The sequence below is a fragment of the Pseudomonas sp. A125 genome (assembly GCF_055409485.1).
The window spans coordinates 54,492-76,543 of the sequence record NZ_JBUZVP010000009.1 but is presented as its reverse complement, the minus strand read 5'-3'; the positions used below and the strand labels follow the sequence as shown (position 1 = coordinate 76,543).

19 protein-coding genes are annotated in these 22,052 nt (G+C 61.4%); 10 read left to right on the top strand and 9 right to left on the bottom strand.

The annotated features are described in order from the left end of the window. Position 1 precedes the first annotated feature (1 nt). From ACZRN6_RS14255 to ACZRN6_RS14235, 5 genes are all read left to right on the top strand, one after another. A complete protein-coding gene (locus tag ACZRN6_RS14255) occupies positions 2-2,338 on the top strand; it encodes a putative bifunctional diguanylate cyclase/phosphodiesterase (protein ID WP_322148616.1) in 2,337 nt (778 codons plus the stop codon). A 218-nt stretch (positions 2,339-2,556) separates the two neighbouring features. Beyond that, positions 2,557-3,240 (top strand): methylamine utilization protein, encoded by a 684-nt coding sequence (locus ACZRN6_RS14250; protein ID WP_416152059.1) that lies wholly within the window; start codon positions 2,557-2,559, stop codon positions 3,238-3,240. Next, positions 3,224-5,572: a putative bifunctional diguanylate cyclase/phosphodiesterase gene (locus tag ACZRN6_RS14245; protein ID WP_464008239.1), complete on the top strand. Its 2,349-nt coding sequence runs from the start codon at positions 3,224-3,226 to the stop codon at positions 5,570-5,572. Before ACZRN6_RS14250 ends, ACZRN6_RS14245 begins: the two co-directional genes overlap by 17 nt. A gap of 5 nt (positions 5,573-5,577) precedes the next feature. Next, positions 5,578-6,441 carry a DUF3034 family protein gene (locus tag ACZRN6_RS14240; RefSeq protein WP_464008238.1) on the top strand — a complete coding sequence of 288 codons (864 nt, stop codon included), beginning with the start codon at positions 5,578-5,580 and terminating at the stop codon, positions 6,439-6,441. After that, positions 6,441-6,860, top strand: a complete 420-nt coding sequence (locus tag ACZRN6_RS14235) for a group I truncated hemoglobin (protein ID WP_464008237.1) — start codon at positions 6,441-6,443, stop codon at positions 6,858-6,860. Before ACZRN6_RS14240 ends, ACZRN6_RS14235 begins: the two co-directional genes overlap by 1 nt. Before the next feature lie 67 nt (positions 6,861-6,927). On the opposite strand, the gene ACZRN6_RS14230 is transcribed toward ACZRN6_RS14235, so the two are convergent. Beyond that, the gene (locus tag ACZRN6_RS14230; RefSeq protein ID WP_322143343.1) at positions 6,928-9,345 is read right to left on the bottom strand and encodes a glucose/quinate/shikimate family membrane-bound PQQ-dependent dehydrogenase; all 2,418 of its coding nucleotides are present in this window, start codon (positions 9,343-9,345) and stop codon (positions 6,928-6,930) included. 101 nt (positions 9,346-9,446) lie between these two features. Next, on the bottom strand, positions 9,447-10,784 hold the full coding sequence (locus tag ACZRN6_RS14225) for a carbohydrate porin (RefSeq protein WP_464008236.1): 1,338 nt from the start codon (positions 10,782-10,784) through the stop codon (positions 9,447-9,449). Positions 10,785-11,078: 294 nt separating this feature from the next. Here ACZRN6_RS14225 and ACZRN6_RS14220 point away from each other — a divergent pair, with 294 nt between their 5' ends. Both ACZRN6_RS14220 and ACZRN6_RS14215 read left to right on the top strand, forming a co-directional pair. Continuing rightward, positions 11,079-11,336, top strand: coding sequence for a hypothetical protein (locus ACZRN6_RS14220; protein ID WP_322143345.1), 258 nt, complete (start codon positions 11,079-11,081; stop codon positions 11,334-11,336). 1 nt (position 11,337) lies between these two features. Further along, positions 11,338-11,721: a DUF1640 domain-containing protein gene (locus ACZRN6_RS14215; protein ID WP_003210382.1), complete on the top strand. Its 384-nt coding sequence runs from the start codon at positions 11,338-11,340 to the stop codon at positions 11,719-11,721. 44 nt (positions 11,722-11,765) lie between these two features. Here ACZRN6_RS14215 and ACZRN6_RS14210 read toward each other — a convergent pair whose 3' ends face one another. Beyond that, entirely contained in the window at positions 11,766-13,016 is a 1,251-nt protein-coding gene (locus tag ACZRN6_RS14210) for a 2-aminoadipate transaminase (RefSeq protein ID WP_464008235.1), read from the bottom strand. Between the two features lie 89 nt (positions 13,017-13,105). Then, complete coding sequence (locus tag ACZRN6_RS14205) at positions 13,106-13,999, bottom strand: LysR substrate-binding domain-containing protein (RefSeq protein WP_322143347.1); 894 nt, start codon at positions 13,997-13,999, stop codon at positions 13,106-13,108. 145 nt (positions 14,000-14,144) lie between these two features. Between ACZRN6_RS14205 and ACZRN6_RS14200 the strand changes: the two genes are divergently transcribed. Beyond that, positions 14,145-15,173, top strand: coding sequence for an amino acid ABC transporter substrate-binding protein (locus tag ACZRN6_RS14200; protein WP_322143348.1), 1,029 nt, complete (start codon positions 14,145-14,147; stop codon positions 15,171-15,173). 5 nt (positions 15,174-15,178) lie between these two features. Here ACZRN6_RS14200 and ACZRN6_RS14195 read toward each other — a convergent pair whose 3' ends face one another. The 5 genes from ACZRN6_RS14195 to ACZRN6_RS14175 form a co-directional block, all read right to left on the bottom strand. Continuing rightward, positions 15,179-16,192, bottom strand: a complete 1,014-nt coding sequence (locus ACZRN6_RS14195) for a diguanylate cyclase domain-containing protein (protein WP_464008234.1) — start codon at positions 16,190-16,192, stop codon at positions 15,179-15,181. A 185-nt stretch (positions 16,193-16,377) separates the two neighbouring features. After that, the gene (locus tag ACZRN6_RS14190; protein WP_322143350.1) at positions 16,378-16,686 is read right to left on the bottom strand and encodes a Fis family transcriptional regulator; all 309 of its coding nucleotides are present in this window, start codon (positions 16,684-16,686) and stop codon (positions 16,378-16,380) included. Between the two features lie 123 nt (positions 16,687-16,809). After that, positions 16,810-18,708 (bottom strand): alkaline phosphatase D family protein, encoded by a 1,899-nt coding sequence (locus ACZRN6_RS14185; protein WP_464008233.1) that lies wholly within the window; start codon positions 18,706-18,708, stop codon positions 16,810-16,812. A gap of 137 nt (positions 18,709-18,845) precedes the next feature. After that, the gene (locus ACZRN6_RS14180) at positions 18,846-19,091 is read right to left on the bottom strand and encodes a hypothetical protein (RefSeq protein WP_322143352.1); all 246 of its coding nucleotides are present in this window, start codon (positions 19,089-19,091) and stop codon (positions 18,846-18,848) included. Next, positions 19,081-19,869 (bottom strand): MlaA family lipoprotein, encoded by a 789-nt coding sequence (locus ACZRN6_RS14175; RefSeq protein WP_464008232.1) that lies wholly within the window; start codon positions 19,867-19,869, stop codon positions 19,081-19,083. The genes ACZRN6_RS14180 and ACZRN6_RS14175 overlap by 11 nt, the downstream gene beginning before the upstream one ends. A gap of 145 nt (positions 19,870-20,014) precedes the next feature. Between ACZRN6_RS14175 and ACZRN6_RS14170 the strand changes: the two genes are divergently transcribed. Then, entirely contained in the window at positions 20,015-20,725 is a 711-nt protein-coding gene (locus ACZRN6_RS14170; protein ID WP_464008231.1) for a response regulator, read from the top strand. Then, positions 20,722-22,041 (top strand): ATP-binding protein, encoded by a 1,320-nt coding sequence (locus tag ACZRN6_RS14165; RefSeq protein ID WP_322143355.1) that lies wholly within the window; start codon positions 20,722-20,724, stop codon positions 22,039-22,041. Before ACZRN6_RS14170 ends, ACZRN6_RS14165 begins: the two co-directional genes overlap by 4 nt. Positions 22,042-22,052 lie beyond the last annotated feature (11 nt).

Here is a 22,052-nt window from a genome sequence, read left to right as displayed (position 1 = left end):
AATGAGGTGGCGCCATACGTTTCAAACCCGGATCGCCGGGGTGTTGGCGTTACTGTTGCTGGTGGTGGTAGCGGCAGTGTATTTCGCGGTGAAGACGGCGACCAATCACGCGGTGGAAAACCAGGCCCAGGTGCAGCTGGAAACCGGCAGCCAGGTCTTCGAACGCTTGCTCGACCTGCGAGGCCGGCGCCTGCAATACGGCTTGAACTGGCTCACGGCGGACCTGCCCTTTCGCCAGGCCGTAGCCGATGGCGAACCTGCTGCGATTCTCGCCACGCTGCGCCGGCATGGCACCGGCCTTACCTCCAGTGAAGTGTTTGTGCTGGGGCTCGATGGGCAGGTGATGGTCAGCACATTGCAGGCGCTGACGCCCGGGCAGGCTTTTCCCTATAACGATGCGTTGCGCCAGGCCCGGCGCAATGGCCTGCAGATGTTGATCGTGGCCCTGGATGGCCGGCCTTTTTTGCTGGTGCAGCAGGAGGTCGTTGACCCCGCACCGATTGCCCACGTCGTCATGGGGTTTCCCATGGACGAAATCTTTGCCAGCGAATTGCGTTCCATGAGCAACCTGGAAGTGTCGTTCATCAGTACACACAACGGTCAGCCGGGCGAGCTGTTCAGCACTCAGCCGCTGGCGTTTCAAGCATCGATCGTCAGTGACTTGCAGCGCACCTACATCAACCCGGTGGCGCAACTGAACCGGTTTCACGGCCAGCGTTATCTGAGCCAGGTGCTGCCCCTGGGCAACACCGCAGACGGCGGTGAGGTACGGGTGCTGCTGCAAAGCCCGCTGGATCACGCCCTCGAATCCTTCGCGCCGCTGGACCGGCAATTTCTCGCGATAGCCCTGGTGGTGCTGCTGGTGTCGCTGGCGGGTGCGCTGTTTCTGGCGCGGCGGGTTTCGCGCCCACTCAACGCGCTGGTACAGGCGGCGGACCGCATCGGGGCCGGTGACTACCGCACACCGGTGCGGGTGCGCAGCCACGATGAGTTCGGCTTGCTGGCCCAGGCCTTCAACGCCATGCAAAACGGGATCGCCGTGCGCGAACGGCAACTGGCCCACAACGCCCTGCACGACTCGCTCACCGGCCTGCCCAACCGGGCGTTGGCCATGGAGCGCCTGGGCAGCGCTATCAGCGCCGGCCGGCCTGTGGTGTTGGTGTACCTGGGCATTGAAAACTACCGGGTGATCAACGAAGGCTACGGCCCGGAAGGTGTGGAAGAAATGCTCCGTGACGCCAGCCGCTGCCTGCTGTCGAGCCTGTCGGCCAGCGACACGGCCGCACGCATTACCGGCAGCGAATTTTTGCTGTTGCTGGAAAACACCGAGATCGACCGTGTCGTGGCCTTGGCCGACCGCCTGTATGGGCTGTTGACCGAGCCCCAGCGCATTGGCGGCGATGACCTGCGCCATGAAGTGAGCATTGGCATTGCCGCTTACCCTGCCGACGGCCAACTGGTTGAAGAGCTGATCAGCCGCGCCGCGATTGCCCGCCACGATGCGGCGGCGCTGCCGGGTTATTTACAGATCTACCAGCAAGACCGCGACCTCGCCCATCAACGCCAGATCACTCTGATTCGCGACTTGCGCCGTGCGGCGGCCGAGGGCGAGTTGTACCTGTGTTATCAGCCCAAGCTCGACCTGCACCATGGTCATGTGCGCCAGGCCGAAGCGCTGTTGCGTTGGCAGCACCCGAGCCTGGGCCTGGTGTCGCCTGCCGAGTTCATTCCCTTGGCCGAGCGCACCGGTAGCATGGGCAGCCTGACCCAGTGGGTGATCGAGGAGGCTATTCGGCAATTGGCCGAATGGGAGGTGCGCGGGTTACAGGTGCAACTGTCGGTAAACATCTCGGTGGATGACCTGGCGGATGACAACCTGGCATCGCGGGTCACTGAACTGCTGGCGCGCTACCGCGTATCAGCCCGACAACTGATTTTCGAAATCACCGAAAGCGCAATCATGCACAACCCGGCCCAGGCACTCAGCGTGCTGGAGCAATTGCGCGGCTGTGGCATCAGCCTGTCGGTGGACGACTTTGGCACAGGCTACTCATCCCTGGCGCAACTGCAACGCCTGCCGGTGCAGGAACTGAAGATCGACCAGTCGTTCGTGCGCAACCTCGACAGCACCTCCGGCGACGGCGTGATCGTGCGCTCGACCATTGAAATGAGCCACAACCTGGGGCTCAGGGTGGTGGCCGAAGGGGTGGAGTTCGAACCGAGCCTCAAGCTGCTCAAGCTCTGGAAATGCGACACGGCCCAGGGTTATCTGATCAGCCGGCCATTAAATGCCGTGGCCTTCGAAAGGTGGATGCGCCGCGAGCACGTACCCGTCTAAAAGGCTTTTTATCGGCTACAGGTTTTTCCCTGTCGGTCGATAACCTCTACAGCTCCTGACCGATTGCATAGGTTTTTGCCGACCAGCGGTCAGGGCTTTCGTAGATTCAATGATGGCAATTAGCCTTATTTACGGCATCATCTGTGCCGTATTGTCTGTTGCCGACTTTCTGTGCCAAGGCAGGCCGCTTTTTATTTTTCCTTTTTTGCGGACCTCGAATGGCCAGGATTTTCCAGCAGTTTTCCCTTGTCGCTTTATTGTTATCGATGCCTGGCTGGGCCTGTGCGGCGACGCTTGAGGTGCAGTTGCAGCAGGCCGATGGCACTCCGGTAAATGACGCGGTAGTGACCCTGCAAGGCCCGGCCAGTGCGCCGGCCGGTGCACTCAAGGCAGACATGGACCAGCGCGGCCAACAGTTCGCGCCCCACGTGCTGGCGGTGCACACCGGCACGCAGATTCGCTTCCCCAACAGCGACAATATTCGCCACCAGGTGTATTCCTTTTCCACCGCCAAGCGCTTCGAGCTGCGCCTTTACGAAGGTACGCCTGCCGATCCGTTGCTGTTCGATAAACCTGGCGTGGTGGTGCTCGGCTGCAACATCCACGACTGGATGCTCGGCTACGTCTACGTCACCCAAGACCCACGCTTTGGCGTCAGCGATGCCCAGGGCCGCCTGCGCCTGGAGCAACTGCCGGCGGGTAATTACCAGGTCACCCTGTGGCATCCGCAGCTCGCCGGTATGCAGCCGCTGGACGGTGGCACCCTGAATATTCCCGCTGGCGGCCTCACCCGGCATTTTCAACTGGCCCTTGAACCGCGCTCTGCCGAGACCCCCACCGCACCGGCGCCGACCGCCTTCGGTGATGCCTTCAGTCGAGCTGCCCGTGAAACTGCGCAGTAGCTTTCAGGCGCGAGTCGCCAGCGTTTTGATCCTGCTGTTGCTGGTGGTGATTGGCGCGGTGTACTTCAGCGTCAAGGCGGCAACCCGCTCGGCGGTACACGGGCAGGCCATGACTCAATTGGAGGTTGGCACGCGGGTGTTTGAGCGGCTGCTGGAAGTGCGTGGGCGACGCCTGGCCGATGGCGTGCAATTGCTCGCCGCAGACTTCGGGTTTCGCGACGCAGTAGCCAGTGGTGATTCGGCGACCATGCGCTCGGTGCTGCTCAACCATGGCAAGCGCATCAATGCCAGTGACATGATTCTGCTGGGCATGGACGGCAAAGTCCTCGCCAGCACCCTGGACGAAGTTGGGGAGGGCACGATTTTTCGTTACGACCAGGCCCTGCGTGACGCCCGGCGCAACCGCCAGGCCATGCTGATGGTGCCGCTGCAAGGCAAGCCGCACCTGCTGGTGGAGGCTTCGGTGCTGGCGCCATTACCGATTGCGCGGGTGGTGATGGGCTTCAGCATGGACAACGCCTTCGCCGATGAATTGCGTTCGTTGAGCAACCTGCAAGTGTCGTTCCTGACCGTGGATCACCAGCAACCCGGCGACTTGGTCAGTACCCAGCCCCCGGTGCTGCGCGACAGTATCGTGGGCCTGATGTTGGGCGATTCAACCCGCCATGGCGTGTCGATGACCGAGCATTTGCAGCACAGCTTTCTCAGCCAGTCGCTGGTGCTTGCCAGTGACCCCGACGGCCAGGTGCTGGCCCTACTGCAAAGCCCGCTGGACGCGGCAATGCAAGCCTTTGTGCCACTGGATGAGAAGATCCTCGGCATTGCGCTGATCGCGCTGCTGGCCTCGTTGATCGGTGCGTTGTTGCTGGCCCGTGGTGTATCGCGGCCGGTGAAGGCGTTGGCTGCGGCGGCGGAACGCATTGGCCAGGGCGATTACCACACCCCGGTGGCCCTTGAGCGCAGCGACGAATTGGGCCTGCTGGCGACTGCCGTCAACTCGATGCAAAGCGGGATTGCCGAGCGGGAGCACCAACTGGCCCACAACGCGCTGCATGATCGCCTCACCGGCTTGCCTAATCGCGCACTGGCCATGGAACGACTGGGCAGCGCGATGGCGCTGCATCGGCCAGTGGCCCTGATCTACTTGGGCATCGACAATCTGCGGGCCGCCAGCGAAGCTGTCGGGCCGGAGGCGGTCGACCAATTGTTGCTCGAAGTCAGCCGCAGGCTGCAAGGCGCATTGCGCCCCGGCGATACCCTGGCGCATCTGATTGCCGACGAATTCCTGTTGTTGCTCGAAGGTGCCGGCAGCGATGAAGCGGTGGCGATGGGCGACAAACTTCAACAGTTGCTGTTGCGTGCGCACCGCATCGGCGGCCATCACCTGGCGCTGGATTGCCGCTTGGGCATTGCGGCTTACCCGGCTGATGGCGAAAGCCCGCATACCTTGCTGGAGCGCGCGGCGATTGCGATGAAAGACGCGGCGCAAATGCCCGGTCGCCTGCAGGTCTACGAGCACGGCCGCGACCTGGCGCACCGCCGCCAGATCACCCTGATCCGTGACCTGCGCCACGCGCCCGGCCATGGCCAACTGTTGCTGCATTACCAGCCCAAGCTGGATATCCGCCAAGGCCACGTGCGCCAGGCCGAGGCCCTTCTGCGCTGGCAGCACCCGCAGTTCGGGCTGGTCTCTCCGGCCGAATTTATCCCGCTGGCCGAACGCACCGGCAGTATCCAGTTGCTGACTCAATGGGTGATCGAGGAGGGCATTCGCCAACTGTGCGAATGGAACCGTCGCGGCCTGTACCTGCAGCTGTCCCTGAATATCTCGGCGGATGACTTGCTCGGTGATGAACTGGCCCATCGTGTGTCGGCGTTGTTGCGTCGCTACGGCTTGCCCGCCGAGCAACTGTTGTTCGAAATCACCGAGAGCGCGGTGATGCGCGAACCGGAAAAAGCCCTCAAGGTCTTGCACCTGCTGCGCGACTGCGGCATCAGCCTGTCGGTGGATGACTTCGGCACCGGTTACTCGTCCCTGGCGCACCTCAAGCGCCTGCCGGTGCAAGAGCTGAAGATCGACCAATCCTTTGTGCGCAACCTCGATGAAACCAGCGAAGACGCGGTGATCGTGCGTTCGACCATCGAGATGAGCCACAACCTGGGCCTGAAAGTGGTCGCCGAGGGCGTCGAATACGCCCACAGCCTGCGCCTGCTAGAGCGCTGGCAATGCGACACGGCCCAGGGCTACCTGATCAGCCGGCCCTTGAGTGCCGACGCTTTCGAAGCCTGGGTGGCCTTGCCCCTCAGTGCACAAACTTCCCTGGTTCATTGAGTGTCATGACGTTGCGTTTTTCTTTAGTGATCGGTTGCCTGGCCGGTCTTACGTTGCAAACAGCCCTGGCCGACAACGGCCGCTTGATCGCCACCGGCGGCGCCAGCAGCCTGGAAGGTGCGGGCGGTGGTGGCATCACACCGTGGGCGGTACTGGCCGGTTACGGCGAGCGGCACGAATGGGGCGCCACGGCGTTCGCCACCACGGTCAACCTGCCGGACTACCGGTTGGATGTCGCCGGGCTGGCGGTGGCGTATGACAACCGTGTGGAGCTGTCCTTTGCCCGTCAGCGCTTCGACCTCGGCTCGTTGGTGCATAAGCTCAATTTGCCCGAGGACAACCTAGGCCAGGATGTGCTTGGGGTGAAAGTGCGGCTGTTCGGGGATGTGATCTATGACCAACTGCCCCAGGTGTCCGTTGGGCTTGAGTACAAGCACCAGAACAACTTCGAGATCCCGAGCCTGGTGGGCGCCAAGCGCGATAGTGATGTCGAAGGCTACCTGGCGGCCAGTCGCCTGTTGATGGGCGCAGCATTTGGCTACAACCTGCTGGTCAACGGCAGCTTGCGCTACAGCCGGGCCAACGAGACCGGGTTGCTCGGGTTTGGCGGCGACCGCCGTGACAGCCGCAGCCTGTTGAAGGAAGGTTCGGTGGCGGTACTGTTCAACCCGCGCTGGGCGTTGGGGGTGGAATACCGACAGAAGCCGGACAACCTGTCGTTTGCCGGTGAAAGCGATTGGGCCGACGTGTTTGTCGGTTACTTCCCCAACAAGCATGTGTCGTTTGTATTGGCTTATGCGCGCCTTGGGGAAATCGCCACGCTGGCCAACCAGAACGGCACCTATCTGTCTGTGCAGGGGAGTTTCTGATGCGCGTCTTGCCCTGGATGCTCGCACTGATGATGGTGGGTTGCGCACAGCAACCGCCCAAGGATGACAGCCTCTACCGCGACCTCGGTGCCACGCCGGGAATCACCCGGATCGTGGAAGGCATGTTGCTTAACATTGCCCGGGACGAGCGGATAGTTGAGCGTTTTCGGCGCATCGATATTCAGCGCCTGCGCAACAAGTTGATCGAGCAGTTCTGCGCTGAAGCGGGCGGGCCTTGTACCTATACCGGCGACACCATGGCCGAGAGCCACAAGGGCCAGAATGTCAGCCGCAGTGACTTCAATGCGCTGGTGGAAGACCTGATCAAGGCGATGGATGCGCAGGGCGTTGCAGTGCCGGCGCAGAACCGCCTGATCGCCCGGCTGGCGCCGATGCGTGGTGAGGTCATTGAAAAATAAAAAACCTCGAAAAATAAAAAAGGCGGCTACCCAAAGGTAGCCGCCTTTTTCTTGCCGCCGGTGTTGCTTAATCCGGCAGTTTGAACGCCATCACATAGTCACCCTGTTTGGTGCCCAGGGAACCATGACCGCCGGCCATGACCAGCACGTACTGCTTGCCGTCCTTGCCGGTGTAGGTCATCGGGGTGGTTTGCGCGCCTGCAGGCAGGCGGCCTTCCCACAACTGCTTGCCGTTTTTCACGTCATAGGCGCGCAGGTACTGGTCCAGTGTACCGCTGAGGAAGGACACGCCACCGGCGGTGGTGAACGTGCCGCCCAGGCTTGGCACGCCCATGGTCAGTGGGATCGGAACCGGCGAGCTGTCACGCACGGTGCCGTTCTTGTGCATCCAGATGGTCTGGTGGTTGGTCAGGTCGACCGCAGCCACATAACCCCACGCCGGCGCCTGGCACGGCAGGCCCAGTGGCGACAGCATGGCTTCGAGGATCACACCGTACGGCGCGCCTTTGTTTGGCTGCACGCCTTCGGTTTCGCTGACCCTTGGGCCTTGCTTGGCGATGTCGGCGGCCGGGATCAGTTTCGATTTGAACGCCATGTAGCTTGGGTTCACGAAAGCAATCTGGCGAACCGGGTCGACCGAAATGCCGCCCCAGTCGAACACGCCGAAGTTACCCGGGTAAACGATCGAGCCCTGCAGCGATGGCGGGGTGAACGGACCGTCGTAGCGCATGGATTTGAAATCAATCCGGCACAGCATCTGGTCGAACGGCGTCACGCCCCACATGTCACGCTCCTTGAGGGGCGGTGGCATGAAGTTCAGGTCCGATTTCGGTTGGGTCGGTGCGGTGTGATCGCCGGCCACTGCGCCTTGCGGTACAGGGATTTCGTTGATCGGCACCACTGGCTGGCCGTTGGTACGGTCCAGCGTGTAGATGCTGCCTTGCTTGGTCGATGCCATTACCGCTTGCTTGACGCCGTCAGCGGTCTTGATGTCGATCAGCGAAGGCTGGCCGCCCACGTCCATGTCCCAGAGGTCATGGTGAGTGAACTGGAAGGTCCACTTCACGTGGCCGCTGTCGATGTCCAGGGCAGTCAGGCCGGCGCTGTACTTCTCGGAGTCCGGGGTACGGTCGCCGCCGTACTGGTCGGGCATCTGGTTACCCATCGGCAGGTAGAGCATGCCGAGTTTTTCGTCGACGCTGAACATGGACCACATGTTCGGCGAGTTGCGGGTGTAGGTCTTGCCCTCAGCCAACGGGGTGGTGTCGTCCGGGTTGCCGCTGTCCCAGTTCCACACCAGCTTGCCGGTGTGCACGTCGAACGCGCGGATCACGCCGCTCGGCTCGTCGGTGGAGACGTTGTCGGTCACGTGACCGCCGATCACTACCAGGTTCTTGGTAACGGCCGGTGGCGAGGTGGAGTAGTAACCGCCCGGGGCGAAGGTGCCGATATTGGCACGCAGGTCGATCTGGCCTTTGTCACCGAAGTCTTCGCACATCTTGCCGGTGTCGGCGTTCAGGGCGATCAGACGGGTGTCAGCAGTCGGTACGAAGATGCGTTTCGGGCAGGCATTCGGCGCGGCGGCCGGGCTGGCGCTGCCGGTTGGGCTCTGCTCGGAGGCATACACGGCGTCATCGTGATACGACACGCCACGGCAGGTCATGTGCGCCCAACCCTTGAAGTTGGCAGCGCCTTCGCTGCTGATCTTCGGGTCGAAACGCCAGATTTCCTTGCCGGTGTCCGGGTCCAGGGCAATCACCTGGCTGTGCGGGGTGCACACGTAGAGCATGCCGTTGACTTTCAGCGGGGTGTTTTCCGCGGTGGTTTCACCGGGATCGCCTGGGCCAGGGATGTCGCCGGTGCGATACGTCCAGGCCGGCACCAGCTTGTGGGCGTTTTCCGGGGTGATCTGCGCCAGCGGCGAGTAGCGATCACCGAAGGCCGAACGGCCATAGGAGTTCCAGTCACCATCGGCCTGGGCCGGCGCGGCGCTGGCCATGCCTGGTACCGCGTCGCGGTCCAGTTGGCCTTTCTTGACCAAGGCACCCGGGTCGGTGAATTGGCTGGCCAAGGCAGCGGCGCCAGCCAGTACTACGGCGACGCTCAGGGCGCCAGTGCCCAGTGGCGAGGCCTGGCCACGCAGCAACGGACGGCGGAACCACGGGAGCAACATGACGATGCCGAGGGCGAACAGCAGGGCCAGGCGCGGCACCAATTGCCACCAGTCCAGGCCGACTTCCCACAGCGCCCAGACGGTGCTGGCAAACAGCACCAGCGCGTACAAGCCCAGCGCCGCGCGGCGTGTCGCCAGCAGCAACAGGCCTGTGACGGTGATGCCGAGACCGGCCAGCAGGTAATACAGCGACCCGCCGAGCATGCTCAACTTGATCCCCCCGGCCAACAAGGCCAGGCCCATTATCAGCAGCAAGATCCCCAGTAGCCTGGGCAGCAGGCGACTTGGACTTGAAGCACCATCAGTGCTCATAGTGTGGTTCTCCGTTACGTTTTGAATTGGTTGCGCACAGTTCACTGTAGATGACGTTCCGGCGCAGGCATGGTTCAGGGAAAATTAGGTTTATTCAGAAATCAGAAGGAACTTTGCAGCTTGATTCCGCCAATCAGCGCGTCATCCACCTGGGCCACGGCCCCGGGATGGCGGATGTATTGCAGGTTCGGACGCACCGTCAGCCAGTTCGTGACGTGAATGCCGTAATAGAGTTCGGCGCTGTATTCGGTGTGCTGAATCGGCAGGTAGGCCGGGTCATCGAAATCGAAGACGGCGCGGGCCTGGTTGCTTGCCTCGGCGTTTTTGCGGTAGGCCGGGTTGACGTGCACCCGGGCCACGGCAAAGCCGATATCGTCCTTGGCGCGGGCGTCGAACGGGCCTTTGTAGACCACGCCGGCCTGCACGTAGTTATCCACAGCGTTGGTTTTCTTGTCGTGCATCGTGCCGTTGGCGAACACGCTCAAACCGCGCGAATGGTCGCTGGCCAGGCTGGTGACTTGTTGCTGCACACCCAGCCACACCCCGTGTTTGCTGGAGGCGCTGCGGTAGGCTTCGCCGCTGAGGGCCGCCGGCTGGTCGTTGCGGTCTTTATAGACATCGCGGGCCGTAGCGCTGCTGTAGTAGTAACCGGCGCGGTATTCACCGGGCAGGCCGTTCAGCGTGGGCGTCCACACCAGCTCAACCGGGAGCAGGGCGCCTTGGGTGCCGCTGCCGCTGAGCTTGAAGCCATTGCCGCGGTCCAGGTTGGACGGGTTCTGTTCATAGGCGCCGATTTGGGCGTACAACTCGGGCGTCAGGTGATATTTGACCCGCAACGCCCACTGGCTCACCGGCCAGTTGTACCAGATGCTGCCGACCCAATTGCCGACCTGAGAGCCGCAGAAGGCCAGGTTCTGGAAGTCGCAAGGGAAGCTGTTGAAGTCTTCGCCTTCGCCGAAGCGCCCGGCCTTGATGTCGAGCTTCTGGTCGAAGAATTTTTGCTGGTACCACATCTGCGTCAGGCGCCAGGTCTGGCCACGGCCCCACACTTCCTGGGACGAGGTAAACCCGCCCACACGCGGGTCGTTGACCCGGTCATTGGTGATGTTATTGCCGCTGCGCTCGGTCACCGTCAACTGGAACTCGGCGTCGTGCCAGCCGAGAATCTTCTGCAGGTCCAGGTGGGTGCCCAGGCCGAATTGATCGCTGTAGCGCGCCGTGCGGTCGTGGTCTGAACCGCCGTGCAGGTTGCTGCCCATCTCGCCGGTGTAGTCAAATTTGAAGTCGTAGCCTTGTTGAGACAGCGCTGTCCGAGTGCCGCCGAAATCACCCAGCATCCATGGGGATTCAGCGTCAAAGGCAGGTGCGGCCTGGGCACAGTTGATCAGGCCGAACGGTAACAGCGCAGCGCACAGGCGCAGGTTTGGGAAAGCAGGCATAGGCAAAATGGGGTCTTAATATTTTATGGTTTTGAAACGCAAACAGCGGCCTGGCGCGTTCGCACAAAGGCAGTGAACACGGGCGGTCGATGTTTTGATGGAAGGGTGAAACGTTTCAGTTTGTTGCTGACAAGGATAAAGCCCCGGCGCGGGGAGAGAAAGGGCTAAACGGAAGATGGATTCTTTCGGATTTGGTAATAGTGGGCTGGATCGTCGGATTTGGTAGCAAACTGTTCGTTGGTTTGTGTTTGAGGGCGTGGTTATCTGCGTCACCAAAACGGATGGGGGGTCGACATGGAAGGCGACGACAACGTGGGTGAGGCAAAGGCCGTAACAGCCGGGGAACTAGTCATTATTCTTGGTCAGTATCACAGTGCAATTGCGAGGCTCGGCTCCGGCATCATTTGCTTGTCCGGCGCGCTCAAACATAGTGAAGACGTGGATGTAAAACAGGCGGCAGATGAAGCATGGGTGAAGCTGAATGAGTTTATCGACTGCATGGAAGGTGTAGCTGATGGACTGAATGCTTTGACCCAAAAGAAGGAGGCCTGAAATGGCGAATGACCTCAAGGATAATGTGAGCTATCTTCGCCAGGAGTACCGTCAAGGTTCGTCATCAGGCTACGACCGCAAAGGCGGCGCAGGCGGTGGCGGCAACGGAGGAGAAAACGATTTGGAAAAGCGTATTTCACAAGTTGAGGCGAGATTGGAGCGCGTTGAGACGAAGCTGGATGGCATGCAGGAGCACATGGCCACCAAGTCCGATCTGATGCAGACCAAAATCGACCTGCTCGAAGCAACCTCTAGGTTGGATCTCTCTATCGCCAATTTCAGAACGGATATGCAATCGTTGGAAACCCGACTGCTGAAATGGTTTGTCGGAACAGCTGGCGCCTTGTCTGCCATCGCATTTGGCGTCGCCCGACTCGTTCACTGAGTCTTTCCGTTCGAAGCCCGGCTCCCCGCCGGGCTTTTTGGTTTTTAAGCCAGCTTCGCCAAACACTCCTCAAGAATGTCCAACCCTTCCTCCAGCACCGCCGCCTCAATCGTCAACGGCGCCAGCAGGCGGATGATGTGGCGCGATTTGCCGCTGGGCATCAGCAACAAACCAGCCTCGCGGGCCAGTGCCAGCAGTTGGGTCAGTTGTTGTGGCGCCGGGCTGCCGTCTGCGTTGGCCAGTTCGATGCCGCGCATGGCGCCCACGCCGGTCAAGCGGCCGAGGTATGGGCAGAGCTTTTTCGAACGCCATGATTCGTAGCGGCTGACGATCGATTCTTCCTGCTGCGCGCCCCAACCTTGCAGGTGCTCGTCAGTCATTTCATCCAGGGTGGCCAAGGCCGCCGCGCAGGCAATCGGGTTACCGGAGTAGGTGCCGCCGAGGCCGCCTTTGGGCAGGTTGTCGAGCAATGTCTTGCGACCCACCACCGCACCCAATGGCACACCGCCGGCGATGCTTTTGCCCAGCAGGATCAGGTCCGGCTCAATCCCCAGCCGCGAGAAGGCAAAACGCTGGCCGGTACGGCCGAAGCCGGACTGGATTTCATCGGCAATCAGCAGGATGTTTTTCTCGTCGCAGAAGCGGCGCAGCGCCTGGGCGAATTCCACGTCCAGGGCCAGGAAGCCTCCTTCGCCCTGCACCGGTTCAATGATGAAGCAAGCCACGTCGTCAACGTCGATTTCCACACTGAACAGGCGGTCCATCGCCTTCAGCGCTTCGCTGCAGGTCACGCCGTTGTCGCGGCTGGGGAAGGGCAGGTGGAACACCGGCCCCGGCAACACGCCGACTTTTTGCTTGTACGGCGCGACCTTGCCATTGAGATTCAGGGTGGCCAGCGTACGCCCGTGAAATGCACCGTCAAAGGCGATCACAGCTGTGCGGCCAGTGGCGCCGCGCACGATTTTCAAGGCGTTTTCCGCAGCTTCCGCGCCACTGTTGGTGAGCATGCCGCTGACCGGGTAGTCCACCGGGATGAACGCGGTAAGACGGCCCATCAATTCGATGTAGGGCGCGTGAGGTGCGGCGTTGAAAGCGTAGTGAGTGAGTTTGGTCGCCTGCTCGCGAATTGCCTCGACCACACGCGGATGGCAATGGCCCAGATTGAGCACGCCGATGCCGCCCACAAAGTCGATGTAGCGCTTGCCCGTGGTGTCCCAGACTTCGGCGTTCTTGCCGTGGCTGAGGCTGATGGGGTGGACAACGGAAATCGACTGGCTGATGGTTTCGCGGCTCATGGATCCGGGACTCAAGAATAGGATGCGTCCTTTTATCTAAGCCGTGAGCCGCCCTGCGCCGCAAACGAAATAAAGTCGCCGGGTCATTATTAAAAGTCGCGATGTGCTGTGGTGTACTCCACCATCCAGCTCAAAAATGCCTTCACTTTCGGGATCTCCCCGGCATGTTCGGCATGCGCGATAAAATGCGCGCCGGCGCTGGGCATCGTGTAATCCCAAGGGATCATCAGGCTGCCGCTCGCCAATTCCTCGGCCACCAGGTACTGCGGCACCAGCGCTACGCCATACCCCGATTGTGCTGCGCGAATGCACATGTAGAACGTGTCGAAGCGCGGCCCGTGGTAGCTGTTTTGCGAATGCAGGCCCTGTTCCAGAAACCACGCGTGCCAGGCTTCAGGGCGCGAGGTGCATTGCAGCAACGTGTGGCGGGACGAGGCGTCGCTGCCGGCGGCGACAAAGCCGGGGGCGCACACCGGCACCACGGCTTCGCGAAACAGCTCGATGCAGGTCGCCCCCGGCCACGATCCCTGGCCGAAGAAAAACGCAATGTCAGCCTTGGCCTGCAACACGTCGAACGGTTCCAGTTCGTTACGTACGTCCAGATGGACAGTGGGGTGCAGCGCGGCAAAATCCTTGAGTTTGGGCACCAGCCAGCGGTCACCGAAGGTCGGCTGGGTGGCGATGCGCAGCACTTCGGTTTCGCCGCCGTAGGTCAGGATATAGCGGCTGGAAATATCCACCTGGTTGAGGATTTTGCGCACCTCTGCAAGGTACAAAGCGCCCGCCGGCGACAGGTACAAACGCTGGCGCACCCGCTGGAACAACGGGTGGCAGAGCATTTCTTCCAACTGCGCCACCTGCTTGCTCACCGCACTTTGGGTCAGGTGCAGCTCTTCGGCCGCGCGGGTAAAACTCAGGTGGCGGGCGGCGGCTTCGAAGCATTGCAGGGCAGTCATCGAAGGGGTCAAGCGTTTCGATATCATGAGGAGTTCATTCCAAATCGGAAGGAGCCTTTGCCTAAACGTCGTTTGTGGCCAAGGAGTAAAGCCGTCGATACTGACCGGCAACACTATAAACCGGCGCGGGTTTACGGCGCCGAATAATAAAGACCGACAGGGAGCGCCTTGCATGAAGCACATGAAGTCCACGTTGGCGGCATTCACCGCCGCAGCACTATTCGGGCTGGCCGCAAGCGCACACGCGGGGGCGACCCTGGATGCGATCCAGAAGAAGGGTTTTATCCAGTGTGGCGTCAGTGATGGGTTGCCGGGCTTTGGCGTGCCGGACGCCAACGGCAAGATGACCGGCATCGATGTGGACGTGTGCCACGCCGTTGCGGCGGCACTGTTCGGTGATGCGTCAAAAGTGAAGTTCAGCCAGTTGACCGCCAAGGAGCGTTTCACAGCGCTGCAGTCCGGCGAGATCGACCTGATTTCCCGCAATACCACCTGGACCAGTTCCCGTGACGCCGGCATGGGCATGGTGTTCACCGGCGTGACCTATTACGACGGCATCGGGTTCCTGGTGAACACCAAACTTGGGGTCAAGAGCGCCAAGGACCTGAACGGCGCGACCATCTGCATCCAGGCCGGAACTACCACCGAGCTGAATGTTTCTGACTACTTCCGCTCCAACGGCATGAAGTACACACCGATCACCTTCGACACCGCCGACGAAAGCGCCAAGGGCCTGGAAGCCGGCCGCTGCGACGTGCTGACCACCGACCAGTCGGGCTTGTACGCCCAGCGAATCAAGATGGCTCATCCGGACGAATTCGTGGTGTTGTCGGAGGTTATTTCCAAGGAACCGCTGGGGCCACTGGTGCGCAAGGGGGATGACGAGTGGTTCAGCATCGTCAAGTGGACCCTGTTCGCCATGCTCAACGCCGAGGAGATGGGCATCACCTCCGAGAACGTCGAAGAGCAGGCCAGGTCCACCAAAAACCCGGATGTCGCCCGTCTGCTGGGCGCAGACGGTGACTACGGCAAGGACCTGAAACTGCGCAAGGACTGGGTAGTGCAGATCGTCAAGCAAGTGGGTAACTACAGCGAAGTGTTCGAGCGCAACATCGGCCAGGGCAGTGTGCTGAAGATCAAGCGCGGCCTCAACGCCCTGTGGAGCAACGGCGGCATCCAGTACGCGCCGCCGGTTCGCTGAAGGCTTTACTCAGACACGGTGTCCTTGCCCGCCGCCTTGGAGCGATACAACGCCTGATCTGCCCTGGCCATCAGGCAGGCGGGGGACTCTTCGTTGCGTCGCTCCACCACGCCCAGGCTCAACGTCACCTTGAATTGGCCCACGGCGGGCAAGTCCTTGAGTGCAGTGCGCATCCCCTCGGCCAGTTGCCGCGCGGTTTCCAGCGTGCTGTTTGGCGCGATCACCATGAACTCATCGCCGCCCCAACGCGCCAGCAAGTCGCCAGGGCGCCTGCAGGCTTCCAGGCATTCCACCACGCGCACCAGGGTTTCATCGCCGACGGCGTGGCCGTGCTGGTCGTTGATAGGCTTGAAGTCATCAATGTCCATGGCAATCAGTGACAGCGGCGAGCGAAAGCGTTGGGCGCGATCGCACTCCTCCAGCAGCACGCGCTCCAGGCGGTAACGATTGGCGACGCGGGTCAAGGCATCGCGTTCGGCCAGGGAGCGATTCTCGTCCAGTTGCAACTGCAGTTGTTGATTAACCCGCGAAAGCTCGCGGGTGCGCTCGGCCACCAGGGCTTCAAGGGATTGGTTGCGTCGTTCCAATTGTTCGAGAGAGTGCTTGCGCGCCTGGATGCTGCGGTGGACACCGACCATGCGGCCGATCGAACCGTCCTTGTTACGTGCGATCACGTAGCCGCGGTCTTCGATCCACAGGTAGGAGCCGTCTTTTTTGAGGCAGCGGTATTCGGCTTGATAGTGCGTGGTACGGCGGTTGATGTAGTCGTCGAACAACACCATCACCTGCGGGTAGTCCTCGGGATGAATCACGTTTTCCCAAGTGAATACGCTATTTTCCAGCGAGTGACGGGCGTAACCGAGCATTTCGTACCAGCCGGGGTTGCGGTAGACGAAGCCGGTGTTGGCGTTCCAGTCCCAGATCCCGTCGCTGACCAACTCCATGATGGCGTGCAGCACGTCGGCGTTAAGCTCGGAAAAGTCGTTGGTCGACGATTCGCTGCCGGATGTATCGTCCATTGCGCGCTCCCTGCGTGGACTGGCTCCGATGGCCAGTCTAAGTTGACGCCGATACTCCGTGGCTGGCGGTACTGTACAACGGCGCTTCGGCGCTTAGAAAGGGGGGCTTTGGTCTAGTTGGGGCATGGCTAAAGGCTACTATTTGTTGTGGCATCGCTTGTTTCGTTCTGCGGTCTGGTCAGCCTTCAAATCATTGCCGGCGTTGCGTTCGGATTCGGCACAAGGCGCACCTCAACCCGTTGTCCCAACGCCCGTGCGGCGCTTGCCAGGGTGGCGAGGGTCATGCCTGCATCGTTCTGATCCAGCGCTCTGTCCACTGCGGTGCGACTGGTGTGCATGCGCTCGGCCAGTGCTTTTTTGCTGATGCGCTGGGCTTTCATTGCCTCAGCCAGTTGCCAGGCGATCACACGCTTCAATGCTGCGGCTGAAACCTCTTCAATGAGCCCCTGTTCGTTAAGGAATTCATCAAAGTCGGAACCAATATGCTTTTTCAAAGCGTCGCACGTTGCGCTGTAAACGGTGGGGACTGAAATATTGCGAAAAATGGCAAGAGAAACTGCGTGTTCAGCAGCTTCCGGGAATCACATCGGAAGGTTGTCTGGCGTGGGTAGGAAAACTCACTCCGGCGCCACCATCTTCGTGCGCGGTGCCCCATTGGCATTGTGCTGATAAATCGCCTCTGGCTGCCCTTGCCGGTTAAAAAACACCTGTCCAATCCCGGCGCTATTCCACAGGCGCTCACCCGCCTCGGCGTGTTCCGGAATATGCGGCACAACCTGCATGGGCCGGCGCCGGGTTAGCCAGTTCAGCGGTGAGCGCGGTGAGTAGAGCCAGCGATTGAGGCGGTCGAACCATTCCAGCAGGCGTGGGGGGAATTCGTTCTTGATGCCACTGCTGGTGATCTGCCAGATCTTCGGCCCGGCGTTGCGATGGCGGATCAGCACTTCGTAGACGAACGAGTAATGCACGTCCCCCGACAGGATCACGTAGTTGCCCGGGGTGCGTGAGTGGCGAAAGATATTGAGGATCACCTGCGCCGCGCCGCGATGGGCCATCCAGTTTTCGGCGTCTACCAGCAGCGGATAGCCGCACCAGCTGAAGGCCTTTTGCACCGTCTCGATCAGCTTGACGCCAAAGATAGGCGCAGGTGAAACGATGATCGCCGAGGGGTGATCCAGCAGTTCCTGTTGCAGTTCACTCAAGGCTTCCCAGTCCAGCAGGCCGGAGGGTTGCTTGAGGTTGAACTCGCTGCGCCAGCGCCGGGTGCGAGTGTCGATAACCACCAGCGCGGGCGTTGTGGGCAATACGTAGTGCCATTGCTGGAACTTCAGCAGTGCCTCCACCAGCTCATCCAAAGCGCCAGCATCCAGATAGTTGTCATGGGTTTGTGTAGCCAACGCCAGGGTTTTGCCCAGCAGCGTGTCAAACGCATCCGGATTATTGCCCCAACCCTGGCAGAGCATGTAAGCCAGCAGTGCGTTGCCGATGATGCGCTTGGAAAATGGATGGCCGTAGGCGGTTTCTTCCCATTGGGCGCTAAGGTTCCAGTCGTCGGTGATGTCGTGGTCATCGAAAATCATCAGGCAGGAGAGGTGGGCGAATACCCTGGCCACGCCGTCCAGGCCTGCACGAAACTTGTCGATCTGCACCTGCTCATGGGCGTAACGCACCTGTTCTTCGGCGCGCAACCTTGGCGCTCGCGGGTTAATCAGGCCCCACGGCACGGGCGACCAGGCGAGCAGGTACATTGCCATGACTTCGGCGAAGGTCACCAAGTGGTTGTCGGCGCTGCTGCTGGTGAAAATCGGTTTTTTCACACCGCCAAAGAAACGCTCGCGCAGGGTCTCGTTACTCTCCAGGGCGGGCAACAGATCGGCGCGATGGTAGTAGCTGGCGGCATGCTCATAGAGCGCTGCGCTGTTGTCGACGACGGCGCCGTCGAGGTGCTCGTCGAACAGGCCAAGGCGGGCAACCAGCGCATGAATGGCCCGCAGCATCGGCCCCGCGACATCGTCGGCGTAGACCTGGTCGCCACTCATCATCAACAACGCCGGGCGCTCTTCGACAGTGGTCGAGTCGGCCAGCAGCCGGTCGACACACAGCAAACCTTCGTCTGCGCTGTGGTGAGGTTTGCGGCACGAGCCGTGCACCAGTTGGTGGATGCGGCTGTGCAGGACGAAGTTCGGGCTTGGTGCGCCTGGGTAGAGCAGGTGCGGTGCCCACTCGGCGATGCCGGCACTCTCTACGAGCAAGTCGTAGCCGATGCTCACGTCATGGGGCAGGGCGTCGGCCAGCGGTACGTCGATCAGGTGGATAAACGCCTGGCGTCCGACGGGCACCACTTGGCAGCGGCTGGCGTCCAGCTCGATATCGAGCGTTTCGCCTTCGGCAATTTGCAGCCTCAGGTTCAACGCCAGGGCGCGACTTCCTACCAGCCACATCACCAGGCGCCGGGGTTCCAGGCGCCGCAGCAATGGGCCGGCGAGTACAGCGGGAAGTGAGTCGGGGTGAGGCATCAAGGCAACGGCTCTGGGCAAGGTTGGGCCGAAAAGGTAGCGCATTCAATGTCAGTGTTTTGTTAAGGCGCGATAGCCGGGAAAGCGGCAAGTTACGCGGCCCTCGCGAGCCCGAGCTATAAACCTTTCATCTCAAATCATGACCGGGTGGCAGAGGGCTCGCCTTCAGCAATCATCCAGCGCAGTACATCCCCCAGCGCCACACTGTGCTGGCGCTCGACCCAACGCACACCCTGCGGGCTGTACTGTTCGACATACCGGCTGAGCACCAGGCGGCCTTGTTCGGATGACACACTCAGGCGGGTTTCCCGGCAGAGCAGGGCGTTGGCCCCGCGTTTGCGAACCCGATGTTGCAGTACCAGTGAGCTGGAGTCAGAAATCATCGCCGGCTCCTTTTGCGCAACTATCGGCCTGGGGCGACGTCGCTCCCTGCTTGCCCTCCAGCACAAAGGCCGCGCGGTGTTCGGCCACCACGTTACGCAGCGCACTGTAGTAGTCCGGCAACTTTTGCAGGCTGTCGGTCAGCGGCAGCAATGACGCTCGCGTATCGACCGTACCGCCCACCAGGCTGAGGGTGCCCAGGGTTTGCACAGTATCGCTGTCGCCCAGCGGCGCCACCAGGAAGTTCAAGACTTTGCCCGCCGCGTCGCGACTGTTGCCGGTGCCCAGCAAGGGCAGTTCGACGATCGGCCCGTTGCCAATCCCCCACACGCCAAAGGTCTGGCCGAAGTCGGCGGTGTGACGAGGGATGCCCAGCGGGTCCGAGACATCGATCAGCCCGACGATCCCTACGGTGGTGTTCACCGCAAAACGTCCCAGTGTGTTGATCGAGCGCTGTGGGTTGCCCTGCAACAGGTCGTTGATAAACACCTTGGGCTCGCTGAAGTTACTGGCGAAGTTATGCACACCCTGCTGGAAAAAATCCGGCAGGTATCGGTAGCCACGGGCTACAGGTGCAAGGGCGTAGTCGTCCACCGCGCGATTGAAGGCGAAGACGCCCCGGTTGACTGGCTCGGCGGGGTCATACACCGGATAGGAAACCTGTGCGCAGCGTGTGGTACTGGCCACGTTGGCAGGGCTCGCGCAGCCTGTCAGGTAAGACACTGTCAGCAATAACACCACCTGGCGAGCCAGGTGCTGGGGGTACGTCAGCGGGCGCATGGGTTCAGTCTCCGGGAAAAGGAGGCCGATGCTCGCAGGCGTGGCTTGCACAAAGATTTCTGCTTTATTGCACGATTGAAATATATGACGGGCCGCGTCGAATGGTTTTAGATGGCGCATCGACAAGACCAAGTGATGCCCGCCGGTGAGCCATCTTTTAATCGTGGACGACGACCTTGAGGTCCTCGCCCTGCTGAAGAAATTTTTCCTGCAACACGGCTACACGGTCGAGACCGCCGCCAATGGGGCCGACCTGTGGGTGGCCATGGAGCGTGCGCCTGCCGACCTGATCATCCTCGACCTGATGTTGCCGGGAGACAACGGCCTGTTGCTGTGCCAGCGCCTGCGCCAGCAATACGCGACGCCGGTGATAATGCTGACCGCCATGGGAGAACTCAGTGACCGCGTGGTGGGGCTGGAAATGGGCGCTGATGACTACCTGAGCAAACCCTTCGATGCCCGTGAGCTGCTCGCCCGGGTGCGCGCCGTACTGCGTCGCGCCGGAGAAAGTCGGCCCGCCCCGGGTGACACTTCGCGGCCGCTGATTCGCTTCGCCGGCTGGCAACTGGACCTGACGCGCCGGGAGTTGCGTTCGCCAGACCAGGTGATGATCCCGCTGTCGTCCGGCGAGTTCGACCTGCTGCTGGTATTTGTCGAACACCCTCAGCGCGTGCTGACCCGCGAGCAATTGCTGAACCTGGCGCGTGGCCATAGCCATGACGCGTTCGACCGCAGTATCGACGTGCAGGTCAGCCGCCTGCGACGCAAGCTGGAGTTCGATACCAAGCGCCCGGCGATGATTCGCACGGTGCGCAACGGCGGTTACCAGTTCACCGTCGCGGTGAGCCGCTCATGAGCCGCTTCAAACCCCGGGACACCGTAGCCCGCTGGATCGCCCTGACCATCCTGGTGGCGATGCTTACCGCGCTGGCCTTCAACGCGCTGTTCTCGCAACTGGCGGGCGTTTGGGCCCGGCCGCCGCTGGGTGAAACCGGGCTGCTGGAAAAGGTCGCGGTGATCGTACGGATGATTGAGGCGGCAGAGCCGGCCCAGCGTGTACCACTGACGCAGGCGGTGGGCGATGACAGTTTCAGTGTGAGTTGGTCGGCCACCCGCGCAGGCATTGATGTACCGGTCTTGGCCGACCCGGGTTTTCATTCCGACCAAGTGTTCAGGCAATTGCTCAAGGGGCCGGAACGGCACATGGAAGCCTATGAACCGTCCGACTGGGCAGGCCCCGGCGGGCACTATGCGCTGGTGGTGCAACTGGTAGACCAGTCCTGGCTGATGTTCAGCGCGCCGTCGCGCAGTTGGGGCCTGGCGGAAGGCCCGCGAGGCCTGGTGGTGTTGGTCATGGTGCTGATTTCCACCGCGCTGGTCACGCTGGTCGCCACTCGGCGCCTGGCCCGGCCGTTGCAGCATTTCGCCCAGGGCGTGCGGCGTTTTGGCGCTGACTTTCGTGCGCCGCCCATCGAGCCGCTCGGGCCCCATGAAATCCGCCAGGCGATTCTAGCGTTCAACGGCATGCAGGCGCAGTTGCAACACTTCATCCAGGACCGCACCCAGATGCTTGCGGCGATTTCCCATGACCTGCGTGCGCCACTGACCCGCCTGCGCCTGCGGGGCGAATTTATCGAGGATGCCGACCAGCAGCATCGCCTGTTCCGGGATGTCGACGAGATGCAGGCGATGATCAACACCGCCCTGGAGTTCTTTCGCGATGATGCGCGCCTGGAACAAGCCACCCAACTGGACTTGGCCGAGCTGCTGCAGACGCTGATCGATGACTACCGCGACCAGGGTACCGACATCACCTTCAACGGCCCGCCACGGCTGGTCTATTTCGGCCGGCCGCTGGGGCTGAAACGGGTGATGACCAACCTGATGGACAATGCGATCCATTATGGGCTGGCGCCAAAGATTCAACTGCAAGCGGGCGCAGGGAGAGTGACGGTACGGGTTTTGGACCGTGGCCCGGGCATCCCGCAGGAGCAGCACGAACAGGTGTTCGTGCCGTTTTTTCGGTTGGAGGGCTCCCGCAATAAAAGTACGGGCGGTGTCGGTTTGGGGCTCTCCACGGCACGGGCGATCGTGCTGGAACACGGTGGGACGCTGACGCTCGAAAATCGCCCGTGTGGCGGGTTGGCCGCCGTGGTGGTGTTACCGGTTTAGCAGGGCATGTA